This window comes from Geodermatophilus sp. TF02-6, assembly GCF_003319115.1.
In the GTDB taxonomy this organism is placed as follows: Bacteria; Actinomycetota; Actinomycetes; order Mycobacteriales; family Geodermatophilaceae; genus Geodermatophilus.
Genome location: NZ_QOHF01000005.1, coordinates 65341 through 77845, shown reverse-complemented (window position 1 = coordinate 77845; position 12505 = coordinate 65341). Strand labels below are relative to the sequence as shown.

The window sequence follows — 12505 nt, the reverse complement described above, 5'->3', positions numbered from 1 at the left end:
GCGGGTCAGCCCCCGACGGCGTCCGGCTCGTCGCGCCGGAGGTGCTTGTGCCGGTACATCTCGGCGTCCGCGGTGCGCAGCAGCGCATCCGCGCTGCCCTCCGGACCGCCGTGGACGGCGACCCCGATGCTGGTGCCGACGCGGATCTCGCTGCCGTCCAGGCGGAAGGTCTGGTCGAAGCAGCCCAGGACGCGGGCGACGACGCGGTCGGCGTCGGCGGGTCGGGCGAGGCGGGGCAGCAGCACGGCGAACTCGTCGCCGCTGAGCCGGCCGACGGTGTCACCGGGGCGCACGGCGGCCCGCAGCCGCGCGGCGACCTGGCGCAGCAGCTCATCGCCGGCCGCGTGGCCGAGGGTGTCGTTGACCGCCTTGAAGCGGTCCAGGTCGCAGAAGAGCACGCCCACGTGCCCGTCGGGGGCGAGGGCGGCCAGCGCGGCCTCCATCCGGTCGCGGAACAGCGCCCGGTTGGGCAGTCCGGTGAGCCCGTCGTGCGTCGCCTGGCGCCGGACGGTCTCCAGCAGCCGGACCCGCTGCAGCGCCGTGGCGGCCTGGTCCCCGACACCGCGGAGCCGGACGAGCGCATCCCCGGCCAGCACGGCGGGCGCCCGGCCGGCCGGCCAGCTGGCGGTCGCCACCCCCAGGAAGGTCCGGCCGGCCAGCACCGGGACGGCGACCACGTCGGTGAGGTCGAGGGCGTGCAGCAGGTCGCGCAGCAGCGGGCTGCTCGAGTCCGGTCGCAGGAAGCGCGGCTCCCGGTCGCTCAGCATCCCGACCAGCTCGGGGACCTCCTCCGCGTACAGCACCGTCGACCGCACGAGCCGACGCTCCGCGGAGTCGACGGAGGCGGCCGTCCGCAGACAGCCCTCGGCGGGGTCCCACAGCATCACGGAGGCGCTGTCGCAGCCGACCACGCGAGGGAGCGCCTCGGCCACCACCGTGCACACGGCCGCGGCATCGGTGGCGCCGGCGAGCTCGTGCGCCAGGCTGAGCAGCGTGCCGGCCCGGTCGGCCTCCCGCCGGGCGTCCGTGAGCGCGATGAGCAGGTCCAGCGCGGCGGCGGCGTACCCGGCGTGGGCGGTGAGCATCGCCGCCTCGTCGCCGAGCAGGCCCACGCCGGGTGCGTACAGGGCCGCGAGCCGACCGTGCCGGCGACGGGCGGAGGCGACGTCGACGACGACGGCGTCCGGCCCCAGGTGCTCGCCGGCCAGCAGCCGCGCCGTCATGGCCGGCACCTCCTGCTCCGGCAGCCCGGCGCTGTGCACCAGGTGCGGCCCGCCGCCGGGGTCGGCCACGGCCAGCAGGTAGGCGGGGGCGAGCACCGCCTCGCCGGCGCGGGTGACGATCCGGCGCAGCACCGTGTCCACGTCGTCGCTGGCGACCAGGTCGGTCGCGGTCGACTGCAGCGCCCGCAGCTGCGCGCGGAGCGCGGCGAGCTCGGCGTCCGCCGCGTGCGGGGGGCGCCGCAGCCGGCGGTGACGCTCCCAGGTGACGTGGTAGACGCAGGCCGGGTACCCGTCGGACTCGCACTCGTCGTGCCGGATGCTCGCCGGTGCCAGCCCGAACACGGCCGGCACCATGCTGATCAGGCCCTGCGCGTAGTCGCAGTCCAGCCGGGAGTGGGCGTAGCCGTCGTGCAGGGTGAAGCGGACAGTGGCGGAGCCGGCGCCGCAGTCGACGACCTGCATGGTCGACGTCGTGGAGAACTTGGCCACGGCCGGCGGCAGCCTGCGGTACACCTGCCGCGGCGAGCCCATGACGCGGATCAGCAGCACCTGGCCGGCGTGCATCCCGTGGGTCAGGGCCTCCCGGCCGACGCGGAACATCGTCGCCGGGTCACCGAGGACGTCGGTGGCGGCCCGGAACAGCCGGATGCGGGTGTCGTAGCTGGTCCAGTGCGACGGTTGGGACAGCTCCTCGGCGGTCCAGGGCACGCCGGCCCGGCGCAGCACCTCCTCCACCGCCGGCTCCCCGCCGTGCTTGCGGACGTAGCCGACCACCAGCCCGGTCGTGGCGCCCGAGGTCTCCCGCGGCTCGGCTGTCGCCGCGCCGGTCACCGCCGGCCGCCCGCACTGCTCATGCCCCCCTCATCGGCACCCCGGCCCGGTCGGTTGAGCGCGACGCCCCGAAGGGAGGACGTCGGCCCGCCGTCCGGACCCGGACAGCGAGCGACCCCGGTCTCCACGAGGCCGGGGTCGCGGATCTGTCCCCCTCCGGCCGCCTCCCGCCGCGAGCCTGCGGGTGGCGGGGGCAGGGGGCGGCCCTCCTGCAGGGTCCCGCCGCGAGCCTGCGAGTGGCGGGGGCAGGGGGCGGCCCTCCTGCAGGGTCCCGCCGCGAGCCTGCGAGTGGCGGGGGGCAGGGGGCAGGGGGGTCCTTCCTCAGCGGAGGCTGATGCCGCTGGCGTTCGCCATCGTCAGCAGCTCGTCGCGCATCGCCGGGCTGCTGCTGCGCGTGAGGGCGCGGTCGAGCGCCCGGCGCGTCCGCGCCGCCTGCCGACGCCGCCGCCAGTTGGAGGTCGTGCTGCTCATCTGTAGCCGTCTTCCTCTCGGGCTCGTGGGACCTATACCTGTGACAGCGCAGGTACAGGCCCGGTTGTTCCGAAGGAAGACAGGCAGATCGCCGGGCGCGCCGATGGTCCTTCACCCAGCGCGGCGGAGCGCCGGCCCCGGCGCCCCTCCTCGCCGCGACGCTCCCCGGGCTGTCAGCCGGCGCCGAGGGCCTCGCGCGCCGCGGCGCGGGCCGCCCGCGGGTCGTCGGCTCCCAGCGCCGCCTCGGCGGCGCGGCGGCAGGCGTCGCTGTCGGTGACGGCCAGCCGCGCTCCGACGCCGGCGATCGAGGACACCGCGCACGACAGCGACGTGATCCCCAGGCCGACGAGCACGCAGCCCAGCAGCGGGTCGGCCGCGGCCTCGCCGCAGACCCCGACCGGCCGGCCGGTGCGCTGCCCGGCCTCGGCGGTGACCCCCACCAGCTCGAGCAGGGCCGGCTGCCACGGGTCGGTGAGGTCGGCCAGGTCCGCGGAGAGCCGGTCGGCGGCGAGCGTGTACTGCGACAGGTCGTTGGTGCCGATCGACAGGAAGTCGACGTGCCGCAGCAGCCGCTCGGCGTGCAGGGCCGCCGACGGCACCTCGATCATCACGCCGGGGACCAGCCCGCGGGCGCGCACCAGCTCGGCGAACCCCGCCGCCTCCGCGACGGTCGCCACCATCGGCGCCATCACCCACGCCTCGGCGTCGGTGCGCCCGGCGGCCTCGGCGATGGCGTCCAGCTGGCGTTCGAGCAGCCCGGGGTCGCGGCGGGCGACCCGCAGGCCGCGGACGCCGAGCGCGGGGTTGGCCTCGTCGGGCATCGTGGCGAACGCCAGCGGCTTGTCCGAGCCGGCGTCCAGGGTGCGGACGACGACCCGCCGGCCGGGGAAGGCCTCGAACACCTCGGCGTAGCCGCGGGCCTGCTCCTCCACCGAGGGCTCCTCGGTCCGGCTGAGGAAGTCCAGCTCGGTGCGCAGCAGGCCGACCCCCTCGGCGTGCGCCGCGGCCGCGGTCCGCGCGCCCGCGCCGTCCTGGACGTTGGCCAGGACCTTCACCGCGAGCCCGTCCCGGGTGCCCCCCGGGCCGCGGTAGCCGGCCAGGGCCGCCGCGGCGGCCTGCGCGGCGTCCACCCGGGCACGCGCCTCGGCCGGGTCGGGGTCGACGGTGACCGTGCCCTGCTCGCCGTCGAGCAGGACGGTCGCTCCCTCCGGGACGTCGTCCAGCCCGCCGACGGCGACCACGCAGGGCAGCCCGAGCTGGCGGGCGATGATCGCCGTGTGGCTGGTCGTCCCGCCCAGGCGGGTGCCCAGCCCGGCGATGCGGGCGGGGTCCAGCCCCGCGGTGTCGGCGGGCGCGAGGTCCTCGGCCAGCAGGACCGAGGGCGCCTCGGGGCGGGGCACGCCCGGCTCGTGCTGGCCGGTCAGCTGGGCGACGATCCGGTCCCGGACGTCGCGCACGTCGGTCACCCGCTCGGCCATGACCCCGCCCAGGCCGGTGAAGAGGTCGACGAACTGCTGGGCGGCCTGCACCGTCGCGACCGCGGCGGGCGAGCCCGCGTCGATCCGCTGCTCGACCGCCGACAGCAGGCCGCGGTCACGGGCGAGCCCGGCCGTGGCGGCCAGTACCTCCGCGCTCGCCCCGGTGGCCGCGCCGGCGCGTTCGGAGAGGCGGTCGGCGACCATCTCGGCGGCCGCGGTGAAGCGCTCCCTCTCCGCCGCCCGCTCCTCCTCCGCGACGACGGCGCCGTCGTCGGCGGGCAGCCGGACCGCACCGGAGGGGCGGACCACGGGCCCGTAGGCCACTCCCGGGACGACGGGGGTACCGGTCAGCACCGCCGAGCCGTCCGGGGAGGACAGGGCTGCGGTTCCGGGAGCGGTGGCGGACATGGGCACCTCGCAGAGCGGGTCGGGGTCCTGCGGGACACGAGCGGGGGGACGGCTGCAGCACACTCATCCTCTCCCGGTGACCAGAGTCACGAAAGGTGTTGACTTGTCAAAGTAACGGACGTAGAACAACGCCATCACAACGCCGAAACCACACAAACGGGCACGGTGGTGGCCCGGGGTGCGGGGTGGGCGGGGGAGGAGGCTGGCCGTGTACGCCGAGGAACGCCAGCAGACCATCGCCGCGCTGGTCACCGACCGCGGCCGGGTCTCGGTCACCGCCCTCGCCGAGGAGTTCGCGGTCACCACCGAGACCGTCCGGCGCGACCTGGCCCTCCTGGAGCGGGCCGGCATGCTGCGCCGGGTGCACGGTGGCGCGGTCCCGGCCGGCGCTCTGACGTACGTGGAGACCGCCCTGGGCGAGCGGCACGGCACCCGCAGCGAGCAGAAGCGCAAGATCGCCGCCGCGGCGCTCGACCTGCTGCCCGGTGCCGACGGCAGCCTGCTGCTCGACGGCGGCAGCTCCACGGCCGCCCTGGCCGAGGTGCTGCCCGGCGACCGGCGGCTGTTCGTGGCCACCAACTCGGTGCCGATCGCGGCCCGGCTGGCCTGCGCCCCCGGCGTGACCCTGCAGGTCCTCGGCGGCCGGGTGCGCGGCATCACCCAGTGCACGGTCGGCGAGTCGGCGGTCGGTGCCCTGGCCGACCTGCGGGTCGACGTCGCCTTCCTCGGGGCCAACGGCATCACCCCCGCCCACGGCTTCACCACGCCCGACGAGGCGGAGGCCTCGGTGAAGCGCGGCATGGCCCGCTCCGGGCAGCGGGTGGTGGTCCTCGCCGACAGCAGCAAGCTCGGCCGGGAGCACCTGGTCCGCTTCGCGTCGCCGGACGACGTCGACGTGCTGGTCACCGACGCCGACGTCGTCCCCGCGGACGTCGCCCGCCTGGAGGACGCCGGCGTCGAGGTCGTGGTCGCATGAGACCCGTCGCACGAGCACTCGCATGAGCACGCAACCCAGGAGGTCGTCCGTGCCCGCTCCCCGCGTCGTCACCCTCACCGCCAACCCGAGTCTGGACCGCACCCTCTCCCTACCCGGCCCGCTGGTGCGCGGCAGCGTCGTCCGCCTGGCGCCGAGCTCCACCGAGCCGGGCGGCAAGGGCGTCAACGTCGCCCGCGCGGTCGCCGCGGCCGGCGAGGAGGTCGTCACCGTGCTGCCTGCGGCCGACGACGACCCGATCGTGGGGGCCCTGCAGCGGCTGCGCCTGCCGATGGCCACGGTGGCCGTCCCCACCGCCGTCCGCACCAACTACACGGTGGCCGAGCCCGACGGCACCACCACCAAGCTCAACGAGCCCGGCGCCCCGCTGGACGTCCGCACCCGCGCCGCCCTCGCCGACGTGCTGCACCGGTACGCCGAGGGCGCCCGCTGGGTGGTCCTCTCCGGCTCGCTGCCGCCGGACACGCCGGTCGACTGGTACGCCGAGCTGGTGCGCTCGCTGCGGGACACCGGCGCCCGCATCGCCGTCGACACCTCCGAGGCGCCGCTGGTGGCGCTGATGTCCGCCGGTCCGGACGCCGCCCCCGACGTGCTCAAGCCCAACTCCGAGGAGCTGGCCCAACTGTCCGGGGTGCCCGAAGCCCACCTCACCACCGACCGAGCGGCCGCGTTGGCCGCCGTGGCCACGCTGCACGAGCGCGGGGTGGCCGAGGTGCTGCTGACCCTGGGTGGGGACGGCGCGCTGCTCTCCAGCGCCGAGGGCGTGTGGTCGGCCGTCCCGCCGCGCATCGTCGTCCGCAGCACCGTGGGCGCCGGCGACTGCAGCCTGGCCGGGCTGCTGCTGGCCGACCTCGCCGGCGCCGCACCCGCCGAGCGGCTGCGCACGGCGGTCGCCTACGGCGCGGCCAGCGCCTCGCTGCCCGGCTCCGCCGTCCCGATCCCCGACCAGGTGGACGGCGCTGCGGTCGAGGTCACCACCGTCCGGACCATCGCCGCATCGGGCACCGGCCCGACCAGCACCACCCCTGCACCGAGCACCACCCCCGTCCCGGCCGCCGGCCGCGACGTCCGCTGACGCCTCCGGGAGAGGTCCGACATGCCCCCACTGATCACCCCCGACCTGGTCGCGCTCGACGCCGACCTGGGTTCCGACAAGAGCTCGGTGGTCCGCCGGCTCGCCGCCCTGGTCGCCGCGGACGGCCGGGCCGCCGACGCCGACGCGCTCGCCGGCGACGCCTTGGCCCGCGAGGCCCAGGCGCCCACCGGCCTGCCCGGCGGCATCGCGATCCCGCACTGCCGGTCGGCCGCGGTGACCGATGCGTCGCTGGCCTTCGCCCGGCTGGACCCGAAGGTGGACTTCGGCGCGCCCGACGGCCCGGCCGACCTGGTCTTCCTCATCGCCGCGCCGGCGCACGGCGACGCCGACCACCTCACGCTGCTGACCGCGCTGGCCCGCGCGCTGGTCCGGTCGGAGTTCGTCGCCTCGCTGCGGTCGGCCGGGTCCGCCGCCGAGGTGGTCCGGCTGGTGCAGGAGGTCGTCTCCCCGGAGCCGGCCGCCGCACCCGCGGCCGCCCCAGCCGCGGCCGCGGTCGGCGCGACGGCCACCTCCGCCGGCGCCACCCCGCCGTCCACGGCCTCGACCGGCACCGCCACCCCGGACGGCGCCGCCGGCCGACGCCGCATCGTGGCCGTCAGCGCCTGCCCCACCGGCATCGCGCACACCTACATGGCCGCCGACAAGCTCACCGCCGCGGCGCAGGAGGCCGGGGTGGACCTGCAGGTCGAGACCCAGGGCTCCTCGGGCTCGACCCCGCTGGACCCGGCCGTCATCCGGGCCGCCGACGCGGTGATCTTCGCCGTCGACGTCGGCGTCCGGGACCGGGACCGCTTCGCCGGCAAGCCGGTCGTGCAGTCGGGCACCAAGCGGGCGATCAACGAGCCCGACGTGATGATCCGCGAGGCGCTGGCCGCGGCCGACGACCCGAACGCCAACCGGGTGTCCGGCGGCGAGGCCGCGGCCGCCGACAGCGCCGGCGCACCGGCCGGACGCCCCGGGGTGGGCACCGAGATCCGGCGCTGGCTGCTCACCGGCGTCAGCTACATGATCCCGTTCGTCGCCGCGGGTGGTCTGCTCATCGCCCTCGGTTTCCTCTTCGGCGGTTACCAGATCGCCCTCACCGACCCGAGTTCGGACGCCGGGAACAGCTACGGGCTGAACTGGGTGCTGAACAACACGTTCCTCAACCTGCCGTCGCTGCCCCAACCCGTCGAGGGCCTCAACGACGGCTTCTGGGGCTACCTCGGGGCGATCTGCTTCGTCCTCGGCGGCGCGGCGTTCGGCTTCCTCGTCCCGGCGCTGGCCGGCTACATCGCCTACGCGATCGCCGACCGTCCCGGCATCGTCCCCGGCTTCGTCGTCGGCGCGGTGTCGGTGACCGTGGGCGCGGGCTTCCTCGGCGGCCTGGTCGGCGGCATCATCGCCGGCTTCGCGGCGCTGTGGATCAGCCGCTGGAAGCTGCCGGCCGGGGTGCGTGGTCTCCAGCCGGTCGTCATCGTCCCGCTGCTCGCGACGCTCATCTCCAGCGGCATCATGGCCGTCCTGCTCGGCCGCCCGCTGGCCAAGGCCCTCACCGGCCTGGGCAACTGGCTCAACGGCCTGACCGGCACCTCCGCGGCCCTGCTCGGGATCATCCTCGGCCTGATGATGTGCTTCGACCTCGGTGGCCCGGTGAACAAGGCGGCCTACGTCTTCGCCACCACCGGCCTGACCGCCAACGCCAGCCGCGGCTCCCTGGTCATCATGGCGACCGTCATGGCCGCCGGCATGGTGCCCCCGCTGGCCATGGCGTTGAGCACCCTCATCCGGCCGAAGCTCTACACCCCCGCCGAGCGGGACCAGGGCAAGGCGGCCTGGCTGCTGGGCGCCTCGTTCATCTCCGAGGGCGCGATCCCGTTCGCCGCGGCCGACCCGATCCGGGTCATCCCGTCGATGATGCTCGGTGGCGCCACCACCGGCGCGATCGTCGCGGCCAGCGGGGTGCAGCTGCGCGCACCCCACGGCGGCATCTTCGTCCTCTTCGCGATGACCGGGATCCTGTGGTTCCTGATCGGCCTGCTCGCGGGGACGGTCGTGGGCGGCGTCGCGGTGACCATCGCCAAGAGCATCGGCCGGCCCAAGGCCCAGTCCGTCCCCGAGGACGCCGTCGACCTGGACCACGCGCACTCCGCCGCCCCGGTCACCCAGCCGGCTCGGGCCTGAGCAGGCAGGCTGTACCCGACCCGTCCCGCCAAGCGAGGGAGACACCCATGCCCAGTCAGACCGTCACCGTCGGTTCCCGGGTCGGGCTGCACGCCCGGCCGGCGGCACTCATCGCCGAGGCCGTCGGCAAGGCCGGCGTGCCGGTCACGCTGGCCACGGCCGGGGGCAACCCGGTGGACGCCGGCTCGCCACTGATGATCATGACGCTCGGCGCCAAGCAGGGCACGGAGGTCGTCGTCTCCAGCGACGACCCCTCCGTGCTCGAGCAGATCGCCGGCCTGGTCGCCCAGGACCTCGACGCCGAGTAGAAAGAGGACCCCCTTGCCCCCCACCGCTCACGAGCTCGCGGCGGGACCCTGCAGCGGGGCCATCACGGACGACGGCGCCCGTCCCCTGCAGAAGGGGCCGGGCGCCGTCTCGTGCGCGCGGTCAGGTCACGGCTGGTCGGGCCGCGAGACCTCCCCGCGCCAGGCACCGGTCTGGGTGCCCCGGCTCTCGATGAACTCCTTGAACCGCTTGGCGTCGGCCTTGACCTGCCGGTCGTCGAAGCCGAGGGCCGCCCCGGCCTTCTCGACGATGCCCTGGGGCTCCCAGTCGATCTGGATCATGACGCGGGTCTTGTTGTCGTCGAGCCGGTGGAAGGTGACCACCCCGGCGTGCTTGGCCTCGCCGCCGGTGCTGGTCCAGGCCACCCGCTCCTCGGGGCGCTGCTCGGTGATCTCGGTGTCGAACTCCCGCTTCACGCCGTCGATGTTGGTGACCCAGTGGTTGTGGGTGTCGTCGAGCTGGGTGATCCGCTCGACCCCGCCCATGAACTGCGGGAAGGTCTCGAACTGCGTCCACTGGTCGTAGGCGACCCGGATGGGGACGTCGACGTCGACGGATTCCTGCACGCTGGCCACAGCTGCTCCTCTGCTCGGTCCCGTTGGGTGGAGTCGCTCTACCCCGGCCTCCCCGACCGGACACGTCGGCGATCGGTGCTCACCGCAGCGCGGCGGCCACGCTGCCGCGCACCGGCCGGCCCGCGTCCAGCAGGAACATCTGGGCCAGGTGGTAGGCGTCCGGCTGCCCGGCCCAGGTGCCCGACGCCACCTCGCCGGTCGGGGTCAGCTCGTGGTGCCAGTTCCCGGTGGCCGGGTCGGCGAAGCGGGCCTCCCCGTGCTCCCGGTAGCGCTCGGCGAGGTCCCGGTACTCCTGCTCGCCGGTGACCTGCGCGAGGACGGCGGCCGCGGCGACCGCCTCGCACAGCACCCAGTGCATGCGGGCGGTGACCACCGGCCGGTCGTCCCAGTCCAGCGTGTAGGGGAAACCGTCGTGACCGTCGGCGGCCCAGCCGCGGGTCTGCGCGGCGCGGAACAGCCCGACGGCGTCGTCGAGCAGCCAGGCCGGCGCGTCGGGGGTGACCGCGCGCAGGTGCAGCGCCAGCCGCGACCACTCGAGCTGGTGGCCGACGGTGACGCCGTACGGGCGGAACGGGTGCGCGGGCTCGTCGCGGTTGTACTCCGGCAGCGGCTCCCAGTCCGCGGTGAAGTGCTCGGGCAGCCGCCAGTCGCGCTCCCGCGCCCAGCCGTGCACCACGCGTTCCGCGGTGCGCAGCGCCTGGCGCCGCAGCTGCGCGGCCCGCGGGTCGTCGTCCCCCAGGGCGTCGGCGGCGGCGAGGGAGGCCTCCACGCCGTGCATGTTGGCGTTGACGCCGCGGTAGCCGTCCAGCCGGGTCCAGCCGGGGTCCCACTCCTCGACCGCCAGCCCCGCGGCGTCGTCCCAGAAGTGCTCCTGCCAGACGCCGAGCGCCTCGTCGAGGAGCGCTCGGCCGCCGGGAGCCCCGACCGCCGTCGCGGTGGACCCGGCCAGGACGGCGAAGGCGTGCACGTACGCGGTCTTGGCCCTGTCAGCGTTGCGGGGGTCCTCGGTGGAGGGGGACCAGCCACCGTGCTCGGCGTCGTGCAGGGGACCGTCGGTGAGCGCCTGCACCCCGTGACGGACCAGGTCGTCGGCCCCGGGTCGGCCCAGCAGGTGCGCCAGCCCGAAGACGTGCGTCATGCGCGCGGTGATCCACGTCTCCACCGGCCGGTCCGGCAGCACGGTGCCGTCGTCCCCCAGGTAGCCGAACCCCTGGGGCACGGCCGAGCGCTCGGCGAAGTCCAGCAGCCGGTCCAGGTCGGTCATGATGCCTCCTCGTCGGCCCTCGTGCAGGGTCCCACCGCAGGCCCCGTCCCGGGTCCCACCCTGAGCTGGCGAAGGGTGGGGAGGACGGGGTCCTTCTCCGGTGGGGGCAGGAGGGTCCTCTTTCAGAACGCCAGCGCCGTCCCGGGGTCGGACAGGACGGCGCCGACGTCGGCCAGGAAGCGGCTGCCCAGCTCGCCGTCGATGATCCGGTGGTCGAAGGAGAGCGCCAGCGTGGTCACCTGCCGCGGCCGCACCTTCCCGCCCCCGCCCTTCCCGCCCCTGTGCACCCACGGCATCTCCCGGACCGCACCGAAGGCCAGGATCGCCGACTCCCCCGGGTTGAGGATCGGCGTCCCGGTGTCCACGCCGAACACCCCGACGTTGGTGATGGTGATCGTGCCGCCGGTCATGTCCGCAGGCGCCGTCCGCCCGGCCCGCGCGGTCTCGGTCAGCTCGGCCAGGGCGTCCGCCAGCCCGGCCAGCGACAGCCGGCCGGCGTCCTTGACGTTCGGGACGACCAGGCCGCGCGGGGTGGCCGCGGCGATGCCCAGGTTCACCTGCCCGTGGACGACGATCTCCTGCGCGGCCTCGTCCCAGGAGCTGTTGACCATCGGGTGCCGGCGCACCGCCAGCAGCAGCGCCTTGGCGACGAACAGCAGAGGAGACACCTTCCGCCCGGCGAACTCCGGACGGGTGGCCAGCCGGTCGCGCAGCTTCATCGTCCGCGTCACGTCGACGGTGAGGAACTCGGTGACGTGCGGCGCGGTGAACGCGCTGGCCACCATCGCGGCGGCGGTGTGCTTGCGCACCCCCCTCACCGGGATCCGCCGCTCCCCCGCCGTCGCCACCGGAGCAGGGACGGCGGCCGGGGCCACGGGGGCTGGCGCCGGCTCCGCCGACACGGCCGTCTCGACGTCGGCGCGGGTGATGACCCCGCCCGCGCCGCTGCCGGCGAGCGCGGCCAGGTCGACGCCGAGGTCCCGGGCGAGCTTGCGCACCAGGGGTTTGGCCAGCGGGCGCGGCCGGCGGTGCCCGCGCTCGGCCGCCCGGGACGGCGCCGCCTCCTCGGCCGCGGCGTGCGCCTCGGCCTGCCGCCCGACCTCCAGCCCGCCGTGCCGGACGGGCTTGACCGTGGCGTCCGGCGCGGTGGCCAGCAGCGGCGGGTGGGGGTCGCCACCGGCGTCGGCGCCGGGCAGCGGTGGGCGCGGGGTGCCGCCCGAGCCGTAGTCGGCGCCGGGCAGCGGGGCGGGAGCCGGGGAGGCGGGGGCGGCGCGGCGCGGGCGCCGGCGGGCCTCGGTGGTCCGCGGCCCGTAGCCGACCAGCACCGCGGTGCGGCCGCCGGGCGCCTCCCCGCCGATCAGCCCCGCGGCGACCTCCCCGCCCGTCCCGCCGGCGCCGTCCGGGGCCGGGGTCGTGGCGTCCTCGCCGGTGTCGATGGTGATGATCGGCGTCCCGACGTCGACGGTGTCGCCGGCCTCGTGCAGCAGAGCGGTGACCGTGCCGGCGTACGGCGAGGGCAGCTCGACGGCGGCCTTCGCCGTCTCCACCTCGCACAGCGGCTGGTTGACCGTGACCGTGTCGCCGACGGCGACCAGCCACTGCAGGATCTCGCCCTCGGTGAGGCCCTCACCGACGTCGGGCAGCTTGAACTGGCGGAGCACTGACGTCATCCCTC

Annotated in this window: 10 protein-coding genes; 4 read left to right on the top strand and 6 right to left on the bottom strand. The window is 76.0% G+C overall.

The genetic code is table 11. The features are described 5' to 3' along the window. Nucleotides 1-5: 5 nt before the first annotated feature. The 3 genes from DQ238_RS06395 to DQ238_RS06390 form a co-directional block, all read right to left on the bottom strand. Complete coding sequence (locus tag DQ238_RS06395; RefSeq protein ID WP_113780473.1) at nucleotides 6-2054, bottom strand: diguanylate cyclase domain-containing protein; 2049 nt, start codon at nucleotides 2052-2054, stop codon at nucleotides 6-8. A gap of 321 nt (nucleotides 2055-2375) precedes the next feature. Next, complete coding sequence (locus tag DQ238_RS23060) at nucleotides 2376-2525, bottom strand: hypothetical protein (RefSeq protein ID WP_199506169.1); 150 nt, start codon at nucleotides 2523-2525, stop codon at nucleotides 2376-2378. A gap of 173 nt (nucleotides 2526-2698) precedes the next feature. After that, complete coding sequence (locus DQ238_RS06390; protein ID WP_113780472.1) at nucleotides 2699-4411, bottom strand: phosphoenolpyruvate--protein phosphotransferase; 1713 nt, start codon at nucleotides 4409-4411, stop codon at nucleotides 2699-2701. A gap of 208 nt (nucleotides 4412-4619) precedes the next feature. Here DQ238_RS06390 and DQ238_RS06385 point away from each other — a divergent pair, with 208 nt between their 5' ends. Genes DQ238_RS06385 through DQ238_RS06370 form a run of 4 tightly spaced genes read left to right on the top strand, consistent with a single transcriptional unit; the run spans nucleotide 4620 to nucleotide 8972 of the window. After that, nucleotides 4620-5387: a DeoR/GlpR family DNA-binding transcription regulator gene (locus tag DQ238_RS06385; protein WP_113780471.1), complete on the top strand. Its 768-nt coding sequence runs from the start codon at nucleotides 4620-4622 to the stop codon at nucleotides 5385-5387. A gap of 49 nt (nucleotides 5388-5436) precedes the next feature. Next, nucleotides 5437-6480: a 1-phosphofructokinase family hexose kinase gene (locus DQ238_RS06380; protein ID WP_233495761.1), complete on the top strand. Its 1044-nt coding sequence runs from the start codon at nucleotides 5437-5439 to the stop codon at nucleotides 6478-6480. Nucleotides 6481-6501: 21 nt separating this feature from the next. After that, nucleotides 6502-8664 carry a fructose-specific PTS transporter subunit EIIC gene (locus DQ238_RS06375; RefSeq protein ID WP_113780469.1) on the top strand — a complete coding sequence of 721 codons (2163 nt, stop codon included), beginning with the start codon at nucleotides 6502-6504 and terminating at the stop codon, nucleotides 8662-8664. Nucleotides 8665-8711: 47 nt separating this feature from the next. After that, entirely contained in the window at nucleotides 8712-8972 is a 261-nt protein-coding gene (locus tag DQ238_RS06370) for an HPr family phosphocarrier protein (protein WP_113780468.1), read from the top strand. A 126-nt stretch (nucleotides 8973-9098) separates the two neighbouring features. On the opposite strand, the gene DQ238_RS06365 is transcribed toward DQ238_RS06370, so the two are convergent. The 3 genes from DQ238_RS06365 to DQ238_RS06355 all read right to left on the bottom strand — a co-directional run bounded on the left by DQ238_RS06365 (nucleotide 9099) and on the right by DQ238_RS06355 (nucleotide 12500). Then, a complete protein-coding gene (locus DQ238_RS06365; protein WP_113780467.1) occupies nucleotides 9099-9566 on the bottom strand; it encodes an SRPBCC family protein in 468 nt (155 codons plus the stop codon). Nucleotides 9567-9645: 79 nt separating this feature from the next. Next, on the bottom strand, nucleotides 9646-10830 hold the full coding sequence (locus DQ238_RS06360) for an AGE family epimerase/isomerase (protein ID WP_113780466.1): 1185 nt from the start codon (nucleotides 10828-10830) through the stop codon (nucleotides 9646-9648). A 122-nt stretch (nucleotides 10831-10952) separates the two neighbouring features. Further along, nucleotides 10953-12500, bottom strand: a complete 1548-nt coding sequence (locus DQ238_RS06355) for a dihydrolipoamide acetyltransferase family protein (RefSeq protein ID WP_113780465.1) — start codon at nucleotides 12498-12500, stop codon at nucleotides 10953-10955. Nucleotides 12501-12505 lie beyond the last annotated feature (5 nt).